Here is a 23,170-nt window from a genome sequence, read left to right on the forward strand (position 1 = left end):
ATCAATCCATGCCCGAAAGCCATGAACAACCGGAGCCGCCGCCCACATGTCCCTTCATCAATCTACAATGTCAAAGAACACACCAAAACCTGACAACCAGGCCACCCCGTCCTCGCGTCCAGGATACCACGTCCAAATTGTTGGCGACCGATTCGACTAGAGCCATGAAATGGCCCGCACCGCGTCGGGGAGTGGGCCTCTACGCCTGTCCGTCAGGCGCGTCAACGGCTTTTTTTCCACTTGTCCACCAGCCCTGTTCGAGCCGGCACATCATGGGTGGGGCTGCCCTAAGTTTCGGCGCGCAGCCGCGCGACCAGTGCGGCGATTTCCTCCGGCTCCAGCAGCCAGGTGCGGGTCGCGCGCCCTTCGCGATGCACCGGCTGGGTGAGGAGCACGCGCGCCTGCGCCTGCGCGTGCGGCTTGTAGAGGGCGAAATGGGTCGCGCAGTCGCGTATGGTGCCGATCAGCGGCGGCTTACCGTCGAGGTCGATCATGGTCGCGGGCTGATCCCAGGGGAGGGCGGCGACGCCTTTCGTCTTGTCCATCCCGCTTCGAGACCATGACCCGGCCGCAAAATCAAGAGCGCGACGCTTCGCCCCATCCGCCCCCCAGCGCCCGGAAGAGATCGACCTGGGCAAAGGAGAGGGCACGGGTTGCCGTAGCGAGGTCGGATTCGGCGCTGGCGAGGGTGCGCTGCGTATCGAGGACGGTCAGGAAATCGATGCGCCCTTCGCGCTGACGAGCGAGGCTGATCCGTGTCGCCCGCGCCGCTTCGTCGCGCGCGGCGGTCAGAGTTTGCGCCCGTTCAATGGCATGGGCATAGACCGACAGCGCCCGCTCGGTTTCCTCCAGCGCCTGGAGCACGATGCCGTCGAATTGCGCGAGCGAGGCGGCGCTATCCGCCTTCGCCGTGCCGATGCGGGCGCGGATCGCCTGCTGATTAGGGAAGGCCCAACTGATGAGCGGGCCGAGCAGAAAGTTGAGCGGTCCACCGCCCAGCAGATTGTTACCGCCCAGTGCCGTAGTGCCGACTGACCCGCCCAGCGTGATGCGGGGATATAGGTCGGCGGTCGCCACCCCGACCCGCGCCGTGTCGGCCGCCAGCCGCCGCTCGGCCGCGCGCACGTCGGGACGGCGCGCAAGCAACGCTTGTCCATCTCCGACGGGGATCGGCTGGGTGAGCTGGGGCGTCCGGGTAGCCGCGCGTACCGTGCCGGGAAGATCCTGCGGCGTGCGCCCGGTTAAGGTCGCCAGGCGAAACAGCGCGGCGTCGCGATCGGCCTGAAGTCCCGGGATCGCTGCCTTCTGCTGGTCGCGCAGCGCGGTGACGCGGATCACGTCCAGCCGATCCGAACGCCCCACCTCGAACCGCGCGCCGGTAATGCGGATCGACTGGTCGAGCAGCGCCACCGTCCGCTGCGCCACATCCAGCCGCTCAGCGGTCGCCGTTACGTCCAAATAGGCGCGCACCGTGTCGGCGATCACCGCCACGCGCACCCCGTCCGCATCGGCCTGCACGGCGGCCAGGTCGCCGCGCGCGGCCTCCACGCCGCGCTTGACCCGGCCGAACAGATCGACCTCATAGGAGATGTCCAGCCCACCATCGAGCACCCAGTTTTCCCGGTCTATGCCCGGAAGCGACCGCACGTCCGATGTGCGGCTATAAGTCGCCGACGCACCGATTCCGGTGCTGGGCAGCCGGTCGGACTTCGCCCCGCGCAACGAGGCGCGCGCGCGCTCGATCCGCGCCACTGCCACCCTTATGTCGGTATTGGCGGCGAGCGCGTCCTCCACCAGCCGATCGAGCAACGGATCACGATAGAGCGTCCACCAGCGATCCTGCGCGGCGGCAGTGCTGACCGCAGGGTTGGCAGCGCCGATGAAGGGTGCGGCGGTGGCGGTGGCGGTGGGGGTGGTCGGCGCCTTGTAATCGGGACCGGCGACGCAAGCGGTGAGCGCGCTCGCACCCAGCAGCAAGGCAAGAAAATGCTTGGTCATAGTGTTTGTCCTCATTCGGCCGTCTGCAACGCAGCGTCGGCTTGTCCGGGCCGGCCACGCACGAAACGATCGCCCAGCGCGCGGCACACGACATAGAAGGTGGGGGTGAAGAGCAGGCCGAAGGCGGTGACACCGGCCATGCCGAAAAAGACCGCCGTGCCCAGCGCCTGCCGCAGTTCCGCGCCGGCCCCTTCCGCTATCACCAGCGGCACCGCCCCCAGGATGAAGGCGAAGCTGGTCATCAGGATCGGGCGCAGGCGGGTCTGCGCCGCCTGAACCGCCGCCTCCACCGGCGAGAGGCCCTGTTCGTCCTCCGCCTGCTTGGCGAATTCGACCACCAGGATCGCGTTCTTGGCCGCCAACGCGATCAGCACGACGAGGCCGATTTGCGTGAGGATATTATTGTCCATGCCGCGCAGGTTGATCCCCAGCATGGCCGCGAACAGGCACATCGGCACGATCAGGATGATCGATAGCGGCAGCGTCAGGCTCTCATATTGCGCCGCCAGCACCAGGAAGACGAAGAAGACGGCCATGGCGAAGACGATGCCTGCGGTGTTACCCGCGCTTTTCTGCTGATAGGCGATGCCCGTCCATTCGCCGGCATAGCCTTCGGGCAGGGCGGCACTCATCTTCTCGATGGTCGTCAGCGACTGGCCGGACGAATAGCCGGGCGCGGTGTCGCCGTCGATTTCGACCGCCGGCATCAGATTGTAGCGGACGACGCGATAGGGGCCGGTCTTGTCGCGGAAGGTGGAGACCGAACCAATCGGCACCATGCCCCCGCTATTGGACCGGGTCTTGAGGTTGGCGATGTCGGCGACGCTCCCGCGATGATCCGCATCCGCCTGTGCGGTGACGCGATAGGTGCGGCCGAGCAGGTTGAAGTCGTTGACGAAGGCGGAGCCGAGATAGACCTGCATCGCTTCGAACACGCGCTGTGGCGGCACGCCGATCAGGTCGGCCTTGGCGCGATCGACATCGGCGTAGATGCGCGGCGTGCTGACGTCGAACAGGCTATACACCATGGCGAGGCCGGGGGTCTGGTTCGCCTTGCCGATGAAGTCGTTGGCGACGCGGTTGAGTTCCGCGTATCCCCGATCCTGCCGGTCCTCCAGCATTAGGCGATAGCCGCCTGCCGAACCGATGCCCTGGATGACGGGCGGCGGCACGAGCAGGATACGGGCCTTGTCATAGCCGGCGACCGCCTTGTTCGCCTCCGCCATGATGTCGGCATAGGTGACGCCTTCCTCCTTGCGCTCGGCAAAGGTCTTGAAAGGGAAATAAACGGCGGCCGAATTGGGCGCCTGCGTCTGTGATGGGCCGTGTAAGCCGGCGAACATCACCGCGCCACGCAGCCCTTTGATAGGCAGGATCTTCTCCGCCACTTCGCGCGTCACCTTGTCGGTGCGTTCGAGCGACGCGCCGGAGGGAAGCTGGACCACGGCCAGGAAATAGCCCTGGTCCTGCGAGGGGATGAAACCGGCTGGCGTCACCCAGAACAGCGCGCCAGTGGCGACGATCAGGCCGGCATAAGTCATCAGCATCTTCTTGGGACGCGCGACCAGCCAGCGGGTGAGCCGCGCATAGCCGACGCTCATCCGGTCGAAGCCGTTGTTGAAGGCATCGACCGCCACGCCCATCTTCTGCCGCCAGAGCGGGTCGCCGCTGCGATCGCGCGGGCCATGCTTGGCATGCAGCAGCCGCGCCGCCGCAGCCGGCGAGAGCGTCAGCGACAGGATCAGCGAGATGATCGTCGCGGTCGAGATGGTGACGGCGAACTGCTGGTAGAAAGCGCCCGAAATGCCGGTGATGAAGAGCGTCGGCACGAACACCGCGCACAGCACCAGCACGATCGCCACCAACGCCGCCGACACCTCATCCATCGACGTGCGCGCCGCCTCCAGCGGGGTCATGCCGCGCGCGATGTTGCGCTCGACATTCTCCACCACGACGATCGCGTCGTCGACCACGATGCCGATCGCCAGCACCAGCCCGAACAGCGAGAGGTTGTTGAGCGAGTAGCCCAGGCCCGCAAGGATGGTGGCGGTGCCTACCAGCGACACCGGAATGGCGATGATCGGAATGATCGCGGCGCGCCAGTTCTGAAGGAACACGAGGATCACCAGAACAACGAGCAGGACAGCTTCGAGCAGGGTCTGATAGACCGCGTCGATCGATTGGCTGATGAATTCGGTGGGGTTGTAGATGACGCTATATTCGAGGCCCTTTGGAAAGCGCTGCGACAGGGCGTCCATTTCAGCTTTCACCTTATCCGCCGCGTCGAGCGCGTTGGAGCCGGGGCGCTGCAACACCGCGATGACAACGGTGGGCTTGTTCGACAGATAGGTGTTGATGCCATAATCCTGCGCGCCAAGCTCGACGCGGGCGACATCGCGCACACGCACCTGGCGGCCGTCCGCGTCGGAGCGGATGACGATCTGCCCGAACTGGTCCGGCGTGGTCAGGCGACCCTGCATCTCGACGCCGAGCTGAAAAGCCTCGCCCCGGTCATAGGGCGGCTGGCCGATCGAGCCTGACGAGACCTGCACATTCTGAGCCCGCAACGCTGCGACAATTTCGCCTGCGGTCAGGTCGAGCGCGGCGGCGCGGCCGGGGTCGATCCAGACGCGCATCGCATAATCGCGCGATCCGAACAGCTGCACGTCGCCCACGCCATCAAGCCGGGCGAGCCGGTCGCGCACTTGGGTCAACGCATAGTTGGACAGATAATCGCGGTCGAACGTGCCGTCGGGCGACTGGAGATTGACCACCATCAGGAATTCGGGCGTGGTCTTGCGGGTGACGACGCCCAACCGCTGCACTTCCTCGGGCAGGCGAGGCACGGCGACGGCCACCCTGTTCTGCACCAGCACCTGCGCGGCGTCGAGGTCGGTGCCGATCCTGAAGGTGACGGTGATCGTCACCTTGCCGTCGCCCGTCGACTGGCTCGACTGGTAGAGCATGTCGTCGACGCCGTTGATTTCCTGCTCGATCGGCGCGGCGACCGTCGACGCCACCGTCTCTGCCGACGCGCCGGGATATTGGGCCGACACGGTGACGGTCGGCGGGACGATGTCGGGATATTGGCTGACCGGGAGGCCGACGAAGGCAAGCGCGCCGACCACGGCGATGACCACCGCGATGACGGCGGCGAAGATCGGCCGGTCGATGAAGAAGCGGGAGAAACGCATCGGAATTGTCCTGTGCGATGGGCAAAGCGCGGCCCTGCTCCCGAAGGGAGGTGCGGCGCGGCTGCCTTGGGAAAAGCGTTAGTGGACGAAGGTCGCCTGGGATGCCGCCGGGGCGGCTGCGTCGGTGGCGGAGATCGTCGGTGCGGAGACGGCTGCTGGTCTGACCGGCGCGACGCGCGTTGCCACCTTGGAACCGGGCATCGCGGCCTGGAGGTTGCCGACGATCACGCGATCCTGCGGCGACAGGCCCGATCGGATGATCCGCAGTCCGTCAACGACGGGGCCAAGCTGCACCGGCTTGGCGGCGACGACATCGTCGCGCCCGACCACCAGCACCGTCTTGCGCGCCTGGTCCGACTGGATCGCTTCATCCGGCACCAGCAGCGCGTTGACCTTGCCCCCGTTCGACAGGCGCATATTGCCGAACAGGCCGGCGGTCAGGAACAGGTCGGGATTGGGCAGCACGGCGCGGCCCCGGATCGTGCCCGAGCGCGGATCGAGGCCGTTGTCGGTGAAGTCGAGCTTTCCCTTCCAGCGATAACCGACCTCGTCCTGAAGGCGGATTTCGACCGCGCCATCTGCCTCTCCCTTGTCGCGCTGGTTTTTCAGGAACAGCGCTTCGGAGGCGTCGAAGGTGAAATAGATGGGATCGAGCGCATTGATCGTGGTCAGCAGGCTCGCGCCGCTGCCCTCTGCGCCGGACACGAGATTGCCGATATCGACACGGCGATCGGACACCCGGCCCGAGATGGGCGCGCGCACCTGCGTGAATTCCACGTCCAGCGCGCGCTGTCGGGCACGGGCATCGGCTGCGGCAAGCGCCGATTGCGCGGCCTGGAGCCGGGCGCGCAGCGTGTCGATCTCGCTCGCCGACACGGCTTCGTCGCCGGTCAGCCGCTGCACCCGCGCAAAGTCGGATTGTGCGAGGGCCAGCGCGCTGCGGGCGCTGGCGACATTGGCGCGCGCTTCGGCGAGGGCGGCGAGGAAGGGGCGCTGATCGAGAGTGAAGAGCAACTGCCCCTTTCGCACGATATCACCGTCGCGGAAATGGATGGCGGTGACGGGACCGGATACGCGCGGCCGCACCTCAACCGTCTGGCTGGGGGCGAAGCGGCCGACATAATCGTCCCATTGAACCACCGGCCGCATCAGCGGCGCCGCGACGGCGACCGTCACCACGGGCGCGGCAGATGCTTGTGCATCGGGCTGGCCGACGAATTTCCAGGCGAGGCCACCTGCCACGACGAGCGCCAGCGCCCCCCAGATCAGCGGCTGCCGCCGCCATCGCGCTTCTTTCGGCCCGATCGCGCGCGCCGGCGTGTCTGCATCGATCTTGACGATCATGTTCATGCGTAAGTCCCTTTTTGATGGCGCGCGGCGGTGATCGCGGACAGCAGCAATTCGAGCTGACCGTCGCTGAAGCCAGCCTTGCGGAAACGGGCGATGGCGGAGAGGCGGACGGCGAAGCCGTTATGCCAGGCCTCGACGGCAAGGCGGCGCAGCGCCTCCAGCCGCTCGCTTGCCAGGCGGAAGTGCGGCTGCGGGCCGAACAACAACGTCTTAAGCCGGGTCCAGAGGCCGGGATCGCGGAGCGAGGACAGGCCGTCGGTGCGAGCGAGCGACACGATCTGCCATTCCTCGGCTGAAAAGCCTGTCGCCAGCGCCTTGATACGCGCCGCGACGGCGGGCAAGCTGATGCCGCCCCCAGCCGCGGGCAGCGGCTGGGCAAAATCGATATAGGCCATGATCCATTCCCCTTGGGTCTCACGCCGCGCCTGTCGCGAAAGCCGCTCGGGCGATCACGGTGGACGCGGGTGGACGAGCGCCATGGATCGATCGGTGCGCGATCGGCATGGCAGGATGATGATGAAGTGGGGTCCGTCAGCCGCGCGAGCGGCCGTCAGACCATCAGGTACAAAGAATGACGTGCATTGGGCCTCCTTCGAGGCAACGCCTCAGCCGGATTTCATACTAGGCGGTATATAATCCAAAGCGGCATCTCGTCAACCGCTTTCTGTACCGATCGGTAATTTTTCTGAACCGCCGATGAAATCAGGCGCTCGGCCACATGGCGAGCGTGGTTTCCACAAGCTGCTCCAACTGCGCTTCGGTCGCGCCGCCGCTGGCCTGTACGCCCATGCCCTGCATCACGGCGGACAGATAGCGGGCCAGCGCCGACGGTTCGGCCGAGGCCGGCAAATCACCTTCCAACCTGGCGCGCTCAAACCGCTCGATCAACGCCTGGTGCGAGGATTCCTGTCGGCCCAGCACATCGGCCTTGATCGAGTCGGCCTGGGTGGTGCAGGCGACCATGCTGATGACGCCGAGGCAGGCGCGCGGATCATTGCCGGCGGTCTGGATATCAAGGGTGCCGCGCAGCAGCCGTTCGGCCACGCCCCGCGCGGTGGGCGCGTCCAGGGCCGAGCGGATATAGCAGAGCTTATCGCGCTCGTAGAGATCGAGCGCCTTGTGAAACAAGGATTCCTTGTTGCCGAAACAGGCGTAAAGGCTGGGCTTGGTGATGCCCATGGCTTCGGTCAGTTCAGCGAGCGATGCGCCTTCATAGCCTTTTTCCCAGAAGACCTGAAGGGCGGCGGACAGCGCTTCCTCGGGATCGAATTCCCGCGGCCGTCCGCGTGTGACCTGTTCCGCTGCCCTTTTCATACCGGTCGGTATATAGGTCGCCCCGGCTGCCTTGTCCAGTCGATCACATCTGCCGCAGCGCCCGCGCTGGCCGCACCGAAAGCAGCGGCAGCGACCCCGCAAGCCCGATCCCGAGCGTCAACAGCGCGCCGCCGCCCAGCGTCGCCAGCACGATCACCCAGTCAGGAGCCCAGCGAAAATCGAAAATCTGGACGATGACGACCCAGGCGGCAAGGCTGCCCAGCGCCAGCGCCACCCCCGCCAGAATCGTCGCGAGCAGCCCATATTCCAGCGCATGGCCCAGCAGCAGCTGCCCGCGGGTCGCGCCGAGCGTCTTCAATATCACGCTGTCGTAGCTGCGCGCCTGGCGAGAGGCGGCGATCGCGCCGACCAGCACGGCAATGCCCGCGAGGATCGCCACCGATGCCGCAACCAGGATCGCGCGCGCCATTTGCGTGAGGATCGTGCCGACTTGGTCGATAACATCGCCCACCGCAATTACCGACACGCCGGGGAAGGCGGCCAGTAGCGCGCGGGTAACGGCGGCGTTGCGGCGCGCATCCATGGTGATAGTCGAGGCCAGGCTGTGCGGCGCGGATTGCAGCGTCGCGGGCGGGAAGACGAGAATATAGTTGAACCCCATCGTGTCCCAATTGACCTTCCGCAGCGAGGCGATGCGCGCTTCGATCTCACGGCCGAGGATAGAGACCGTCACCGTGTCGCCGACGTCGATGCCGAGCGTCTTCGCCGCTTCCGCGTCCAGCGAGACGAGCGGCGGGCCGCGATAGTCTTTTGGCCACCAGTTCCCCGCGACCAGCTCGCTGCCCTCTGGCAGGACGTCGCTGTAGGTGACGCCTCGCTCCCCGCGCAGGAACCATGCGCCTTCGGGCAGTTCGGCGAGGTCGGCGACCCGTTGCCGGCCATAGGCGGTGATCGTGCCGCGCAACACCGGCACGATGTTGAGCTTCGCTTCGGGCGCCTGGGCATGAACGAGGCGCTCGAAGCGCGCTTTTTGCGGAGCCGGAATGTCGAGGACGATCTGCGCGGGCGCTTTCTTCGGCACGACGTTGCGGATTTCGCTGTCGAGGCTGGTCTGGATCCCGGCGAGCGTTACGAACAAGGTAAGCGCCAGGCCCAGAGCCACGATCAGCGCGGCGGTCTGCGCGCCGGGGCGGTGCAGATTGGCAAGCGCAAGGCGCAGCAAGGGCCGGCGCGGCCGGGGCAGGCGGCGGGCGATCCGACTGATGGCAAGGCCCAGCGCGAGTAGCAGAAGGAGAACAAGTCCGACCGCGCCGAGCACGGACGCGGCGAACAGCGGATCGCGCGCGCTGAAGAGCGCCAGCGCGACGAGCAAGGTGGCTGCGACCGCCATCGCCGCAACACCGCGCCGGTCGATCCGCGCGTCTGCCTCGACCGCGCTTCGAAAGATGGCGGCGGCCGGCTGCGTGCGCGCCCGGACCAGCGGCGGGAAGGTGAAGAGGAAAGCGATCAGCAACCCGTAGGCGGCGCTAGTGGTGAGCGGCAGCGGATGGAGGCGGAAGCCGGGACTGACGGGCAGCACGTCGCCGGCGAGCGCCACGATCAGCGGCGGCAGCGCCGCCCCGACCATCAGCCCTGCGCCGATGCCGACCAGCGCCACCGCGCCGATCTGAAGCCGGTAGATGCGCGCGATGTCCGCCGACGTCGCGCCCAGCACCTTGAGCGTGGCAATGCCGCCGCGCTTGCCGGCGAGATAGGAAGCAACGCCGTTGCTGACGCCAATGCCGGCGATCACGAGGGCGGCGAGGCCGATGAGCGAGAGGAACTGGCCCATGCGTTCGATGAAGCGGTTGGCGCCGGGTGCGGCCCTATCCCGCTCCTTGAAAGTCCAGCCCTCGCCGGCACGCGCCTTTTCCCAATCCCGGACCACGGCGGCGGGATCGTAACGGCGCTCCAAACGGATGCGATATTTGCTGCTGTAGAGGCTGCCGGGCTGGATGAGGCCCGTGCGGCGCAGCCCGTCGAGCGATACCAGCGCGACCGGCCCCAAGGTGAAGCCTTCGCCCAGCCGGTCGGGTTCTTCGGCAATGATCGCCTGAACGGAGAAGACCGCGCCGCCATAGCGCAGCTGGTCGCCTGGGCGCAGGGCTAGCCTCTCGGCGAGCGCTTCGCCGATCAGTATGCGGTCGGCGGTCAGCGGCTGGTAACGTCCGATTTGCAGTGCGACCGCGCCATAAAGCGGATATGCATCGTCCACGCCCTTGAGTTCGGTCAGGATCGCGGGCGGGGCGGAGGCTGAACCGTCCCCCACCCTTTGCGCCATCGCCCGCAGGCGGATGGTTTCGCTCAGAACGCCGAGTTGGCGAAAGGCTTGCTTGTCTCGAAGGGTCGCCTCGCGCTGGGTCATGCCGATTTCGACATCGCCGCCCAGTATCACCCGGCCTCGATCGCGCAGTTCCTGCGAGATGGCGGCGGTCAGGCTGCCGATCGCCGCCAGCGTGGCAACGCCAAGAAAGAGGCAGAGGAAAAGCAGGCGCAGACCGCGAAAGCCCAGATGCAGGTCGCGCCGCGCGATACGCCAGCTTGCGCGCCAGCCAAGTCCGCTCATGCGTTTCGGTCCGCGACGATGCGGCCGTCCTGCATCTCGATGACGCGCTGGCAGCGGCGGGCGAGCAGCGGGTCATGGGTGATGATAATAAGCGTGGCACCGGCCGCCGCCTGCCGGTCGAACAGCAAGTCCATGATCGCCGACCCAGTCGTAGCGTCGAGATTGCCGGTCGGCTCGTCCGCGAACAGCAGGGTCGGCCGCCCCGCGACCGCGCGCGCGATAGCCACCCGCTGCTGTTCGCCGCCCGAAAGCTGGGCGGGATAATGGTCGATGCGGTGGCCGAGACCGACTGCCCTCAGTTCGTCTGCCGCCATGCCGAAGGCGTCGGCATGGCCGGCCAGTTCGAGCGGCACGGCCACATTTTCCAGCGCGGTCATGGTCGGCAGAAGGTGGAACGCTTGCAAGATGATCCCGATCCGGCCGCGGCGGGCGCGGGCAAGCCCGTCTTCGTCCAGCGTCGTGAAATCGACACCGCCCACGCGCACGTTGCCCCCGCTCGCGCGCTCGAGCCCCGACAGCACCGCCATCAGCGAGCTTTTGCCCGAGCCCGATGGGCCCAATATGGCAAGGCTCTGCCCCAGCGGGACGGCGAGATCGACGCCCTTCAGGATCGACACCGGCGCGTCGCGCGTTCCAAGCATCAGGGTGACATTCGCCGCGTCAACGGCGATAGGGGCATCGACTGTGTCGGACAGCATGAGGAAGGAGCGCTCCTTGGCGGGCAAGTTGATGCAATATGGGGCGCTGGCACTGTTTGTCCATCTGGCCGCCTGCTCGGATGGCGCGTCTCCGCCTCCGCCTGCGACGAAGGCCGAGCGGCCCCAACCGGCAGCGGCACCGGCGGCAGATGAACGGCTGGTGGTGGCGTTTGGCGATAGCCTCTATGCCGGCTATAATCTGGATCAGGGCAATGGGCTTGCCCCCGTACTGGAACAGGTGCTGATCGCGCGGGGCATCAAGGCGCGGGTCGTAAACGCCGGCGTATCGGGCGACACGAGTGCGGCGGGTCTGGCGCGGCTTGCCTTCACGCTCGACGGACTGCCGCGCAAGCCCGACCTCATGCTGCTTGGCTTTGGGGGCAACGACATGCTGCGTGGCCTCAGCCCGACCGAGACGCGCGCCAATCTGGACGCGATCCTAGCCGAAGCAAAAAAGCGCAGCATCAAGGTGGTGCTGACCGGGATGCTCGCATCGCCCAATATGGGGCCGGATTATGCCGCAGCGTTCAACCCCATCTATCCCGAACTGGCCCGCAAATATGAGGCGCGACTCTACCCGTTCATGCTGGACGGGGTGATCGGGCAGCGGGGCCTGCTGCTGCCCGACGGCATTCATCCCAACGACAAGGGCGTGACGGTGATCGTCGGCAAGCTCGCGCCGCTGGTGGCGGATGCCTTGAAGCCAGCGGCGTAGCCTGACCGCCGCATCACTGCGCCTTCTTGTCCATATAGCCGCGCATCTTGAGCCAGGCCGCGAAGGCCTCGAACCAGCCGGTGCTGGTCGTTGTCTTGGGATACATGCCGAACCCGTGCCCGCCCTGCTCATAGAGGTGGAACTCGACCGGGCGCTTGGCGGCGCGCCAGTCGTCGATCAGCTTGAAGTCGCGCCCGCCGAACAACGGATCGTCCGCGGCGATTGCCGCGAACATCGCCGGGGCGTCGGCGGGGACGGTCATGGTGCCGAGCGGGCCATAGACATTGCCGACGAAGGCCGGCTTCGCGTCCGTCGAGAGCGCAGTCGCCATGGTCAGCATCGCGCCCGCCGAAAAGCCGATCATGCCGACCCGGTCGGGATCGACATGCCATTGCGCGGCGCGGCTTCGCACCAGGGCAAAGGCAGCCTTGGCGTCTTCCAGTTGCGGCGCAAGGTTCATCGCGGCGCGATTGGCGGCGGGCAGCGGATTGCGCGCCGCGCCGGCGAACATTTCCGTCATGGACTTTTCGAAGCCGGCCATGTCGGCGGGCGTCTGGTTCAGCCGATATTTGATGACGAAGGCGGCGATGCCGCGCGCGGCGAGCGCCTTGGCAACATCATAGCCTTCGTTGTCCATCGATAGCGTGCGGAAGCCCCCGCCCGGCGCGACGATGATCGCCGCGCCCGATGCCTTGGCGGGATCAGGCAGGAAGGGGGTCAGCGTCGCCACGGTCACGTTGCGGGCGAAGCTGCTGCCATATTGGCGGTGCCAGCTTTCCTTGGCGGTCGCGCCGGGGAGCGGCCCGGTGCCAAGCTCGATCGCATCGCCTTGCGCGGGCGTCGCGATCGGCGTCATCTTGTCCTTGTCTTCCTGTCCGCTCGCCCAGGCAGGCGCGACGAGGGCACAAGCGGCGAGGCTAAGCACGACGCGGCGGGTCAGGGACTTGTATGGCGTCATAAGATCCTTCTCCGATGTTCGTTATTTGGGCAGGGAAACGTTCTTGGTGATGCTGTAGCGGGCCTGCTGGGTCTGCACGGTTCCGCCCGGCTGGCCGCTGCCGACGCTCAGTTGGTAGTCGCCCTGAATGAGCGCGCGCTCGCCCGCCATGGTGACGAAGCTCAGGTCGCGGGGCGACAGGGCGAAGACCAGGTCGCGGCTTTCGCCCGGCTTCAGCGACACGCGCTGGAAACCGCGCAAGGCGATCTTCGGCGCGCCTTCGAAGCCAGGCGGAGTGATATAGAGCTGCGCCACATCGTTACCCGACCGCGCGCCGCTGTTGGTGATGCGGGTACGCACGGTGATGCCGTTTTCGACCGCGCCGCCGACCGGTTCGATTGCGGGCGCGGTGTAAGTGAAGCGGGTGTAGCTCAGCCCATCGCCGAAGCGATAGACCGGTGTTCCCTGGTAATAGCGATAGGTGCGGCCGTTCATGCCATATTCGGTGAAGGGCGGCAGGTCCGCGACGCTCTTGTAGAAGGTCAAGGGCAGGCGACCGCCCGGATCGGTCTTACCCGAGAGGACATTGCCCACGGCAAGGCCGCCCGACTGGCCGGGATACCAGGCCTCCAGGATGGCCGAGGCATTGTCCCTCGCCCAGCTGAGGTCGATGGCGCTGCCGTTCATGGCGACAACGATCAGCGGCTTGCCCGTCGCCTTCGCCTTTTCGAGGAAGGCGCGCTGGTCGGCGGGCAGGTCGAGCGTGGTCTTGTCGCCGCCCGAGAAGCCCTCGACCTTGACAGGCATTTCCTCGCCTTCAAGGTCGGAGGTGAGGCCGACGACCGCGACGATCACATCGGCGTCCTTCGCGCCGGCGGCAAGATCGCGGTCGAGATTGTCCGTGATCCGCTTCCAGAAAATGGCGGGCGCGGCGGGGATGCCGCTCTGCCCCTGAAGGCGGACGGCGTAGCGCTGGCCCTTGGTCATCGGCACATCGACAAGCTTCAGCGGTTCGGCCCAGCGGCTATATTCGCTGGCGGAGACGACCGGCTTGCCGTTCAGCGACACCTCGCCCTTCACGCCGGTCAGCGCGAGGCGGTAGAGGCCGGTTTCGGGCGCAATCAGGTAGCCGCTCCAAATGACCTTATGCTCGTTCGCAACCTGCTTGAACTCGGCCGCGCGGGAAACGATGCTCTCCTCCGTTCGGACCAGGACCGGCTTGGCCTCATACTGGTCCTTGGCGGTGGCGTTATAATATTCGGCGCGGATGCCGGGCTTGCCGTCGGGCGTGCGCAGCGCTGTGCCGGGGACTAGATCGCCGTCGGTGATGGACGGGCTGAACGGGATCAGGGTGACGGCGGCGCCGGGCATTGCCTGCTTGAGACCGTCCGCGATCGAAATGGGCGGCGCGCTTTTGGCCGAGCTGTAATTGCCGCGCAGCACGCGGGTGGCGTCCGCCAGTGGGCCGGCGAGCGCGATCCTGGCGCCGGGCTTCAGGGGAAGGATGCCGTCATTCTTGAGGAGAACGAGGCTTTTTTCTGCGGTGTCGAGGGCGAGCGCCCGATGCTCCGCCGTGCCGATCGCCTTGACCGGCATGGCGTTGGGCTTGCGCGCCGAAAGGCCGGGCAGATCGCCGTTGCGCAGACGCGCCGAGAACAGGCGGACGAGCGCAGTGTCGATATCCTCGACGCTGATATGGTTCTTCGCCAGCGCATCCTTGTAGCGGTCGCCAAGCCCCGTCTTGCCGCCCAGCGTCGCATTGTTGCATTCGCTGTCGACGCCCCGGCGCAGCGCGACGGCGACGCCGGTCGCGGCGTCGGGGGCGTATTTGTGATGATCGTAGATGTCGACCACGGCATCGCAGTCTGACACGACATAGCCCTTAAATCCCCAGGCGTCGCGCAGATAGTCGGTCAGCAGCATCGGGCTGCCGCAGGCGGGCTCGCCATCGACGCGGTTATAGGCGCACATGATCGAGCCGGCCTTGCCCTCCACGATGGCGGCGCGAAAGGCGGGGAGATAGGTGTCCTCCAGGTCGCGCTTGCTGGCGAAGATATTGTCGGTGTGGCGGCTCGGCTCAGGCCCGGAATGGACGGCATAGTGCTTGGGTGTGGCGACGACGTTGGGGAGGTCGGGATTGTCGCCCTGCATCCCCTGAATGAAGGCGACGCCGATCCGCGCCGTCAGGAAAGGGTCTTCGCCATAGGTTTCCTGCCCCCGCCCCCAGCGCGGATCGCGGAAGATGTTGATATTGGGGGACCATGTGTCGAGCCCGGTGCCGATGCGGCCCAGATGCCCGGTCTGGCGGCCGAGCGTATGCAGCGCCTGGACTTCTGTGCTGATGGCGGAGGCCACCTGTTTGACGAGCGGCGCGTCGAAAGTGGCGGCGAGGCCGATGGGTTCGGGGAAGTTGGTGGTCGGCACCGCGCCGATCGCGCCGTGCAGCGATTCCGTCCACCAATTATAGGCGGGGATGTTGAGTCGGGGAATGGCGGGCGCGGTGTTGAGGAGTTGATCAACCTTCTCCTTCAGCGTCAGCTGGTTCACGATGGCCCGTGCCTTGCCATCTGCTTCGCTCCAGACATCGGTCGTTTGCGAGAGGGCGATCGGCGAAACGGACAGGCAGAATGTGGCGGCGGCCCCGCGCAGGAGGGTGGCGGTCTTCATGTCTGTCTCCCGGTCAGGATGGCACGCCGCTGTTCGGCATAGGCTCGTAATTATGGATGGGCGCGGGAGAGGGCACTTCCCCCGCGCCCGGGCGCGCTCAGTCGGCAGCGCCTTTCTTCACGAACGGATTGATCGTCTGGATCGTCCCGTCCGGGTTGTACTTGAGCTCCGTCACCTTGACGTTGCGAAGGCGGGTCTGGCCCGACAGCTGGCTGTCGGCGTAGAAGAGCCACCATTTGCCGCCCCATTCGACGATCGAATGGTGGGTGGTCCAGCCTTCCACCGGCTCAAGGATGCGGCCCTTGTAGGTGAAGGGGCCGTAGGGGCTGTCGCCTATGCCATAGGCGAGATAATGGGTGTCGCCGGTCGAATAGCTGAAATAATATTTGCCGTTATATTTGTGCATCCACGACGCCTCGAAGAAGCGGCGGTCGTGGTCGCCGCCCAGCAGCGGCTTGCCCTTGTCGTCGACGATTCGGATTTCGCGCGGGGTTTCGGCAAATTCCAGCATGTCGCCGCTCATCTTGGCGACGCGCGGGGCGATGGCAGGCTTGTCGTCCTGCGCGAGGTCGGTCTTGGACCCGTTCGGATCATATTTTCCGGTCAGGTTGCGTTGAAGCTGGCCGCCCCAGATGCCGCCGAAATACATGTAGCTCTGACCGTCGGTGTCGGTGAATACGGCGGGGTCGATAGAGAAGCTGCCTTTGATCGGCTGCGGCTGGGCCTTGAACGGACCCATCGGGTCTTTCGACGTGGCGACGCCGATCCGGAAGGCGCCTTCCTTGTCCTTGGCGGGGAAGTAGAGATAATAGGTGTCGCCCTTCTTAGCAGCGTCGGGCGCCCACATCTGCTTGTCGGCCCACGGCACGTCCTTGACGTCGAGCGCGACCGGGCCGACCGTTACGGGCCCGCCAATCTTGTCCATGCGAAGGATGCGGTAGTCGCGCATTTCGAAATGCGCGCCGAGATCGTCCTCCGGCGTGGGTCCGTCGATGTCGTGGCTGGGATAGACGTAGATCTTGCCGTCCCAGACATGGGCGGACGGATCGGCGGTGTAGATATCCTTGACCAGCGGCTGAGAGAGATATTCAGACGCATCGCGCCGGGCGGGCGCGGCAGCGGCATTGGCGCTGTTGTTGGCCGTTTCGGCCTGCTGGCAGGCCGATGTCAGCGCCGCGATCGCCAGCGGCAGGCTGCTCAGGATAATATGCTTCTTCATGCTGTTCCTCTCCTCGCTGCGCCGTTGATAGCGCTATCATATCGTCGGTGCAACGCTGATCGGCGTGCGGACGCGCGGTTCAGACGGGCTGGAGCCCGTGCGCCACGATCTTGTCGATGAGGTCGCGATGGCGGGGCAGGCCGGCGCAGAGTTTCTGCGTCAGGGCTGCATTTTCGCGCCGCGTCCGTTCCGCCACGCGGCTGTCGCGGCCAAGCGAGGCAGGATCCACCTGCGTGCGGAAGCCCATTCCGTAGAGCACATATTGATAGCTGGCGGAGGGGAAGACCTCCTCCACCCGGTCGAATTCGTCATGAAACCAGGGCGATTGGTAGCGCCAGAGCAGCAGCAGTTCCTGAAGCCGCTCCGGAATGCTCTCTTCCCGCACATTGTCGCGCCAGAAATCGCTGTCGGTGCGCTGGGTCAGCACATAATGGAGCTTGAGAAAATCGATGATCCGGCCCCAACGATAGAGGGTCGTCGCGTTGAAGCGAGAGGCGATGATGTCCATCACCTCGCGGCAGGCGGGCATCTGTTCGGCGATGATCTTGGCCGACAATTCGATGAGCACGATGGCGGACGCCTCCAGCGGCTCAAGGAAGCCGGCGGCCAGGCCCACCGCGACGCAATTGCCCTTCCAGAAGGTCTCGCGATGGCCGGAGCGGATCTTGATCTTGCGGGCGTTCAGCCCTTCGGCGGCTGGGCCGATATAGGCGCGCAGTTCGCGTTCGGCCTCTTCGTCGGAGATGTGATTGCTGGAATAGACATGGCCGATGCCGCGCCGGGTCTGAATACCGATGTCCCAGATCCATCCGGCGCTCTGCGCAGTCGATATGGTGTGCGATGCCATCGGGCTGTCGGCCCGATCATAGGGCACCTGCATGGCGAGTGCGGTGTCGCAGAAAAGGACGTCGTTGCAATCCCTGAACGGCACGCCCATGGCCTCGCCAATCAGCATCGCCTTGAACCCGGTGCAATCGACGAACAGGTCGCCCGCGATCTCGCCGGCCTGGGTCGTGCTGATGGCGCGGATGTCGCCATTGTCGCGCATCAGTATCTGTTCGACATCGGCAAGGACATGGCGCACGCCGAGCTTTTCGGTGCAATGGCGCTGGAGGAAGGGCGCGAACTTGCCGGCGTCGAGATGATAGGCGTAGTTGGCGAGCGCGTCATATTCGGCGGTCGCGATCGTCTTGGGGGCGAGCCCCTCGTCGCAGATGCGGCCCTGCGCGCAGACGCTGTCGCAGAAGCTTTCGCCGCGATCCTCCGCCAGCCAGTGCGGGGCGAGGTTCACCTGCCCGAAATTCTGGGGTAGCATCAGCGGGTGATAATAGCCGTCGTCGGCCGCGCCGGTGGTCCAGCGGGCAAAGCGCGCGCCCTGCTTGAAAGCGGCGTCGCATTCGCGGAAGAAGTCGGTTTCGGAAACGCCCATGCGCGACAGGGTGGTGCGCAAGGTAGGCCAGGTGCCCTCGCCCACGCCGATGATCGGGGTGTTGGGCGATTCAACCAAGGTTACGGAGAAGTCGGCGCGGCCCTTGTGCCGGGCGGCGATGATGCCTGCGGTCAGCCATCCGGCGGTCCCGCCGCCGACGATGACGATGTTGCGGACCGGAGTGACCATGAATGAAAATACCATGGAAAAGGGAGGGGATGTCAACCGACACCCCCTCCAGGGCGAGACAGATTACATGCGGAAGCGAACGCCCGCCGTGAAGCGGCGGCCATAGCCATAGACGTCCAGCAGCTGGTTCGAGAACCGGCCATGCGTGCTGTAGGTCTCGTTCGTGATGTTGAGCGCTTCGCCGAAGATGCTGATCTGATCGGTCAGCCGGATATTGGTGCTGAGGTCGATCTGAAGCGCCGAATTGACGAAGGTCGGTTCCGCGCCGAAGGCCGAGTTGTTCTGCGCCTGACCGAACTGGAGCAGATATTTGTCGCGCCAGTTGACCGCCGCCCGGAACTCATAGCCATTCTTGTCATAGAAGGCGACGAGGTTGGCCGAGTTGGCGAGCCCGGTAACCGCAAAGCCGCTCTGCGAAAGATCGGTGCGATCATAGGGCTTGTTGGTTTCGACGAAGGTGGCGTTGGCGTTGAAGCCGAAGCCGGTGTCCCCGAACACATGCTGCCAGGCAAGCTCGACCCCCTTCACCGTCGCGGACGGACCATTGACGCGCCGCGAGATGGTGAAAACAGCCGGTTGACCGGTGGATGGGTCGATCACGCCGTTGATGGTGTCTCGCTCCGTTCCCGCAACGATGAAGTTCGACACATCCTTGATGAAGAAGTTCACCGCCGCATAGGAGTTGCGTTGGTAATACCATTCCGCCGCGAAATCGAAATTTTCCGCAAGGTAAGGCTTGAGCGCCGGGTTGCCGCCGGTGGCCGTCAGAGCGCCGACGCGCTGGCCGCTACCCACGTTGAGGACCGGAGTCAGCGTGTTAAGCGCTGGCCGGGTCAGCGTGCGCGACGCATCGAAACGCAGGTGGAAGCTGTCGGTCAGTTCCAGCTTCATGTCGATGGCCGGCAGGAAGTAGGAGTAGCTGCTGCTCGTGGACACCGGCTGCGAGTCGGTGAATGCTACAGTCAGAAGCGTCGGGTCCGCGAGACTTCCAGTAATCCCAGTCGGCAAGCGACCGATACCGGACGAGATAACCTTCGTGATTTCCTCGCGACCGCCCGCGTTGAAGTGGAACGGCATACCGGCGATTTCGGTCTTGAAGTTGACGCTGACCCATGCCGACCAGCTCTTCTCCAGGATGTTCTGGACGCTACCAGGATCGAGCGCGAGATCGATCGGGCCGTTGAAGCCGGCGCAGCAGCCGGTGTTGAAGCCCGGTGTGCCTGGCCCCTTCCACAGGCTTTCCAGATAGCTGGAGTAAGCGCGTGCGTCATAGTTGAGCAGGACCGGCGGCAGGTTGCCCTTGAAGCCCGGGATCCAACTCTTGGTGTTGATCGTGCCTTGGATCAGGCTCGCTGGGATGGGGACGCCCGAGTTACGACCCGAGGGAGCGCCGTATCCGGCCCAGGCCTGCCAATAGTTGTTGGCGAAGGTGTTACGGTTCTGGAGCGAGAACTCGTCCTCCATGTAGCGCCCACCGACCTTGATGGTCAGATCGTCCTGCTTCCAGGTCGCGCCCAGGCGGAACTGCTTGATCTCGTCGCTGTTCTTCTGCGCGGTCCGCACGGTGACGTGCGAGCCGATGATCGACTGGTCGGTCCAGCGCGACTGATCGCCGCCAGGCCCATAGGCAGTGAATTCGGGGAAGCTGTTCTTGCTGTTCCCACTCACCTTCACGCCCAGCGTGGTGCCCAGCAGACCGCCATAACCGATGTCCGCGCCTTCGCTGCTGACCTGACCGTCGGGATTGAGCCGGCTCTTGGAATAGCTGGCGTCAGCATCGAAGGTCAGGTTCTCGGTGGCGTCCCACTTCAGGTTCAGGCCGACCTGGTTGGTTTCCAGGATATTCTTGTCAGTGCCGGCGGTGAAGTCGGTCGGCGTGCCCGCTTGGGTGAAATTGACGGTCGTGCCATTCTCATCCAGCTGGACATTGCGCAGATCGCCCTGGTTGAACCAGACGCCGAAGCCGTCGATCTTGGTTTCGACCTTCTGCCTCGAATAATTGTCGTCGATGGTCAGCACAACATCATCCGACGGCTGCCACTGGAAGGCGATACGGCCGTCGATGCGCTCATCCTTGGTATAGCGCTGATCGGCGCCATATTGCTGCTGATACCAGCCGACAACCGTTCCGGGGGCTGCGAGCTGGTCCGCGGTGCAGGCTGCCGTCAGCTGGCAAGGACGATATCGGCCACCCTGCCAGCCTGACACATAGACACGGTTGGTCTGGGTGTCGCGGCGGGTGTAGATGGCGTCGACCAGGATGCCCATCGTGTCGTCAGCGAAGGTGGTGCTGAACAGGCCGCCCACGGTCGGAACGACCTTGCCGGCCTCGTCCTGGACCGAACCCGATGCGCTGAGCGCTATACGGGTGCCCGGCTTGTCGAACGGCTTGGGGTAGGAGATGTTGAGCGTCGCGCCGATCGAGCTGCTCGACAGCGAGACTTCAGGGGTCTTGTAGACGGCGAGCTGGCCGACAAAGTCCGCGCCTACGGTCGTGAAGTCGACCGAGCGGCCGCCCGATGCGGTCGAGATGCGGCGGCCATCGACCAGCGTTTCGTTGAAGTCACCACCGAAGCCGCGCACGGTGATGCCCTGCGGCTCGCCGCGTGCGCCGTTGCGCTGGATCGACACGCCCGGCAGGCGCTGGAGCGAGGCGGCGACGTTGGAGTCGGGGAACTTGCCGATGTCTTCGGCCGAGATCACATCGACCACGCCGGACGATGTGCGCTTGATGTCGAGGTTGCGCTGGAGCGAGCCGCGGATGCCGGTGACGATGATGTCTGCTTCGCTGGCCTCGGTAACGGCGGCCTGCTGCGCGAAGGCGGGCAGGGTGGCCGCCATGGCGAGGCAGCTGGCCGTCAGCGCCAGACCCTTGCGGCCTGCGCCAGACAGGCGGTTACGGTGGAATTGGGTCTTCATGATCCTCCCCTTGTTCAAGACACTGTCTCGCCCGAACATCGCGGCCCGAATGCCGCGACGCCCATCGTCAGCCCCCGCATGCGCCGGTTCCGCTTCCCGGAACTCGAACCGTCATGAAGAGCCTTCTTTTTGTTATGGAGAAATGTTAGCGCTATCGAAACCGACGATCAAGCCAAATTGTATGGGTAAATAACAAGACGTGATAAAGGCGGAAAATGTCGGAAATTGGCCGGTCGAGGCTAAGCCTGAATGATGGGGAGAGGATGATGGACGCGCTGGAACTGCTCGACAGTGGCAAACATGCAACATTGCGGATGCGGCCGCCAGCGGTGACCGACAGTCCGTTCGTGCGGATCGTGACCGCCGAAGCGCCGGTGGCGGCGGCCAGTTGCCCGGTGCTGCTGTCCAAACATGCCGAAAGCGGCGCTTTCTACATGGGGGCGCTGCTGGGTTTCCGGCCGGGCGAGCTGCTGGTCGATTCGCCCGACGGCCAGCCCGCCTTCCGCCCGCTGGAGGCCGACCGGGAGGGGTTTTTCGCGGTCGAGGAGTCGATCGCGGTGGACCGGGCGCATCGCCGATTCGCGGGCGATGGCGAGCCGATGTTCGACGCGCAGGGCGCGCCCGCGCCGCTGCTACGCCGCGCGCAGGCGGCGCTGGGTCGGCTGATGGCCGGGAATGACGCGACCGAGGCCTTCATCGCCATGTTGCTGAAGCACCGGCTGGTCGAGCCGATCGATATTTCGCTGAGCTTCGACGATGGAGAGAAATTGCGGCTGGAGGGGCTCTACACGGTCAGTCTGGACGCGATCGGGGAGCTGGATGACGACGCCGCGCTCGCTTTGTTCCGGGCGGGGCAGCTGCAGCTCGCCTATGCGATGGCGGGGTCGCTGCACCATATTGCGCTGATGGCGCGGCGGCGCAACGAGCGGCTGGCGCAAGCGGCCTGAGTCGTGCGCTATCATCCGGCATCGCTGGAAGAGGTGGAGGCCGCGCAGCTTGGCGGCGCGGACGGACTGCGGCGGCGCGCGGTCGCTTGCCGGCCGTTCGTGGTGCGCGGGCTGTGCGCCGGATGGCCGGCGGTGCAGGCCGGGGCGGCGGGGGCAATCGGCTATCTGGCGCGGCGCGATGGCGGGCAGGAGGCGGAGTATTTCTCGGCCGATGCGACGCTGTGTGGACGTTATCATTATGGCAACGGGCCGGGCGGGTTCAACTTCACGCGGACAGTGATGCCGGTGCGCGAGGCGCTGGCGCGAGTGGCGGCCAATGCGGCGGGGGCGGAGGAGACCGGCTATCTGGGGTCGCTGCCGGCCGACCGGCATTTCCCGGGGTTTGCCGACGAGAATGGCTGCGATCTGCTGCCCGCGACGGTGCGGCCGAGGGTGTGGATCGGCAATGCCGGCACCGTGGCCTGCCACTATGACATGTTCGACAATCTTGCCTGCGTGGCGGTGGGACGGCGGCGCTTCACCCTCTACCCGCCCGAGGCGATCGGCGACCTGTATGTCGGGCCGATCGACCATACGCTATCGGGCCAGCCGATCTCGCTGGCGGCCGGCGCGGCGGAAGGGGAGTCGCTCTACCCCCGATTCGCCGCTGCACAGGACAAGGCGATGACGGTCGAGCTGGGGCCGGGGGACGCGCTCTATCTGCCCAAGCTCTGGTGGCATCAGGTCGAGGCGCTGGAGCCGGTCAACCTGCTGGTCAATTACTGGTGGGACGGGTTCAGCGCCGGCCCCGATTCGCCCTATGCCGCGATGATGCTGGCGATGATCGCCATCGCCGAGCGGCCCGAGCCGGAGCGGGCGACATGGCGCGCCTGGTTCGATCATTATGTGTTCCGGCCGGACGGCCATCCGCTCGCCCATATGCCGGCCGAAAAGCACGGAATATTGGGGCCACTAGGCGAGGGCAATTACGCCCGCATCCGCACGCTGGTGATGCGGATGCTGCGCGGGGCGTAAGACGATATCAAGAC

Annotated in this window: 16 protein-coding genes; 3 read left to right on the forward strand and 13 right to left on the reverse strand. The window is 65.6% G+C overall.

Going from position 1 to position 23,170, the window contains the following annotated elements; all coding sequences use genetic code 11:
• Window positions 1–287 precede the first annotated feature (287 nt).
• The 8 genes from ACETPF_RS18410 to ACETPF_RS18445 form a co-directional block, all read right to left on the reverse strand.
• Entirely contained in the window at window positions 288–545 is a 258-nt protein-coding gene (locus tag ACETPF_RS18410; RefSeq protein ID WP_373936063.1) for a hypothetical protein, read from the reverse strand.
• Between the two features lie 31 nt (window positions 546–576).
• The gene (locus ACETPF_RS18415) at window positions 577–1,998 is read right to left on the reverse strand and encodes an efflux transporter outer membrane subunit (RefSeq protein ID WP_373936064.1); all 1,422 of its coding nucleotides are present in this window, start codon (window positions 1,996–1,998) and stop codon (window positions 577–579) included.
• An 11-nt stretch (window positions 1,999–2,009) separates the two neighbouring features.
• Entirely contained in the window at window positions 2,010–5,192 is a 3,183-nt protein-coding gene (locus ACETPF_RS18420; RefSeq protein ID WP_373936065.1) for an efflux RND transporter permease subunit, read from the reverse strand.
• 78 nt (window positions 5,193–5,270) lie between these two features.
• On the reverse strand, window positions 5,271–6,542 hold the full coding sequence (locus tag ACETPF_RS18425) for an efflux RND transporter periplasmic adaptor subunit (RefSeq protein WP_373936066.1): 1,272 nt from the start codon (window positions 6,540–6,542) through the stop codon (window positions 5,271–5,273).
• Window positions 6,539–6,937 (reverse strand): hypothetical protein, encoded by a 399-nt coding sequence (locus tag ACETPF_RS18430; RefSeq protein WP_373936067.1) that lies wholly within the window; start codon window positions 6,935–6,937, stop codon window positions 6,539–6,541. Before ACETPF_RS18430 ends, ACETPF_RS18425 begins: the two co-directional genes overlap by 4 nt.
• Before the next feature lie 307 nt (window positions 6,938–7,244).
• On the reverse strand, window positions 7,245–7,856 hold the full coding sequence (locus tag ACETPF_RS18435; protein ID WP_373936068.1) for a TetR/AcrR family transcriptional regulator: 612 nt from the start codon (window positions 7,854–7,856) through the stop codon (window positions 7,245–7,247).
• Between the two features lie 43 nt (window positions 7,857–7,899).
• A complete protein-coding gene (locus ACETPF_RS18440) occupies window positions 7,900–10,422 on the reverse strand; it encodes an ABC transporter permease (protein ID WP_373936069.1) in 2,523 nt (840 codons plus the stop codon).
• Window positions 10,419–11,120 (reverse strand): ABC transporter ATP-binding protein, encoded by a 702-nt coding sequence (locus ACETPF_RS18445; protein ID WP_373936070.1) that lies wholly within the window; start codon window positions 11,118–11,120, stop codon window positions 10,419–10,421. Before ACETPF_RS18445 ends, ACETPF_RS18440 begins: the two co-directional genes overlap by 4 nt.
• Here ACETPF_RS18445 and ACETPF_RS18450 point away from each other — a divergent pair.
• Window positions 11,119–11,835 carry an arylesterase gene (locus ACETPF_RS18450; RefSeq protein ID WP_373936071.1) on the forward strand — a complete coding sequence of 239 codons (717 nt, stop codon included), beginning with the start codon at window positions 11,119–11,121 and terminating at the stop codon, window positions 11,833–11,835. The two genes, ACETPF_RS18445 and ACETPF_RS18450, sit on opposite strands and share 2 nt — an antisense overlap.
• Before the next feature lie 13 nt (window positions 11,836–11,848).
• Here ACETPF_RS18450 and ACETPF_RS18455 read toward each other — a convergent pair whose 3' ends face one another.
• From ACETPF_RS18455 to ACETPF_RS18475, 5 genes are all read right to left on the reverse strand, one after another.
• Window positions 11,849–12,793 carry an alpha/beta hydrolase gene (locus tag ACETPF_RS18455; protein ID WP_373936072.1) on the reverse strand — a complete coding sequence of 315 codons (945 nt, stop codon included), beginning with the start codon at window positions 12,791–12,793 and terminating at the stop codon, window positions 11,849–11,851.
• A gap of 21 nt (window positions 12,794–12,814) precedes the next feature.
• The gene (locus ACETPF_RS18460; RefSeq protein WP_373936073.1) at window positions 12,815–15,439 is read right to left on the reverse strand and encodes a glycoside hydrolase family 3 C-terminal domain-containing protein; all 2,625 of its coding nucleotides are present in this window, start codon (window positions 15,437–15,439) and stop codon (window positions 12,815–12,817) included.
• A 97-nt stretch (window positions 15,440–15,536) separates the two neighbouring features.
• On the reverse strand, window positions 15,537–16,658 hold the full coding sequence (locus ACETPF_RS18465; protein ID WP_373936074.1) for a glycoside hydrolase family 43 protein: 1,122 nt from the start codon (window positions 16,656–16,658) through the stop codon (window positions 15,537–15,539).
• 79 nt (window positions 16,659–16,737) lie between these two features.
• A complete protein-coding gene (locus ACETPF_RS18470) occupies window positions 16,738–18,276 on the reverse strand; it encodes a tryptophan halogenase family protein (RefSeq protein WP_373936152.1) in 1,539 nt (512 codons plus the stop codon).
• Between the two features lie 63 nt (window positions 18,277–18,339).
• Window positions 18,340–21,195 carry a TonB-dependent receptor gene (locus tag ACETPF_RS18475; RefSeq protein ID WP_373936075.1) on the reverse strand — a complete coding sequence of 952 codons (2,856 nt, stop codon included), beginning with the start codon at window positions 21,193–21,195 and terminating at the stop codon, window positions 18,340–18,342.
• Between the two features lie 263 nt (window positions 21,196–21,458).
• Between ACETPF_RS18475 and ACETPF_RS18480 the strand changes: the two genes are divergently transcribed.
• Window positions 21,459–22,142, forward strand: coding sequence for a SapC family protein (locus tag ACETPF_RS18480; protein ID WP_373936076.1), 684 nt, complete (start codon window positions 21,459–21,461; stop codon window positions 22,140–22,142).
• A 3-nt stretch (window positions 22,143–22,145) separates the two neighbouring features.
• The gene (locus tag ACETPF_RS18485) at window positions 22,146–23,156 is read left to right on the forward strand and encodes a cupin-like domain-containing protein (protein WP_373936077.1); all 1,011 of its coding nucleotides are present in this window, start codon (window positions 22,146–22,148) and stop codon (window positions 23,154–23,156) included.
• The last annotated feature ends 14 nt before the right edge of the window (window positions 23,157–23,170 follow it).

The organism is Sphingobium agrisoli, from assembly GCF_041877245.1.
Lineage (GTDB): Bacteria > Pseudomonadota > Alphaproteobacteria > Sphingomonadales > Sphingomonadaceae > Sphingobium.

Bases quoted from the DNA above. Each gene is read 5' to 3' on its own strand.
- ACETPF_RS18410 (WP_373936063.1), bottom strand. From the start codon at position 545: ATGGACAAGACGAAAGGCGTCGCCGCCCTCCCCTGGGATCAGCCCGCG.
- ACETPF_RS18415 (WP_373936064.1), bottom strand. From the start codon at position 1,998: ATGACCAAGCATTTTCTTGCCTTGCTGCTGGGTGCGAGCGCGCTCACC.
- ACETPF_RS18420 (WP_373936065.1), bottom strand. From the start codon at position 5,192: ATGCGTTTCTCCCGCTTCTTCATCGACCGGCCGATCTTCGCCGCCGTC.
- ACETPF_RS18425 (WP_373936066.1), bottom strand. From the start codon at position 6,542: ATGAACATGATCGTCAAGATCGATGCAGACACGCCGGCGCGCGCGATC.
- ACETPF_RS18430 (WP_373936067.1), bottom strand. From the start codon at position 6,937: ATGGCCTATATCGATTTTGCCCAGCCGCTGCCCGCGGCTGGGGGCGGC.
- ACETPF_RS18435 (WP_373936068.1), bottom strand. From the start codon at position 7,856: ATGAAAAGGGCAGCGGAACAGGTCACACGCGGACGGCCGCGGGAATTC.
- ACETPF_RS18440 (WP_373936069.1), bottom strand. From the start codon at position 10,422: ATGAGCGGACTTGGCTGGCGCGCAAGCTGGCGTATCGCGCGGCGCGAC.
- ACETPF_RS18450 (WP_373936071.1), top strand. From the start codon at position 11,119: ATGAGGAAGGAGCGCTCCTTGGCGGGCAAGTTGATGCAATATGGGGCG.
- ACETPF_RS18445 (WP_373936070.1), bottom strand. From the start codon at position 11,120: ATGCTGTCCGACACAGTCGATGCCCCTATCGCCGTTGACGCGGCGAAT.
- ACETPF_RS18455 (WP_373936072.1), bottom strand. From the start codon at position 12,793: ATGACGCCATACAAGTCCCTGACCCGCCGCGTCGTGCTTAGCCTCGCC.
- ACETPF_RS18460 (WP_373936073.1), bottom strand. From the start codon at position 15,439: ATGAAGACCGCCACCCTCCTGCGCGGGGCCGCCGCCACATTCTGCCTG.
- ACETPF_RS18465 (WP_373936074.1), bottom strand. From the start codon at position 16,658: ATGAAGAAGCATATTATCCTGAGCAGCCTGCCGCTGGCGATCGCGGCG.
- ACETPF_RS18470 (WP_373936152.1), bottom strand. From the start codon at position 18,276: ATGGTCACTCCGGTCCGCAACATCGTCATCGTCGGCGGCGGGACCGCC.
- ACETPF_RS18475 (WP_373936075.1), bottom strand. From the start codon at position 21,195: ATGAAGACCCAATTCCACCGTAACCGCCTGTCTGGCGCAGGCCGCAAG.
- ACETPF_RS18480 (WP_373936076.1), top strand. From the start codon at position 21,459: ATGATGGACGCGCTGGAACTGCTCGACAGTGGCAAACATGCAACATTG.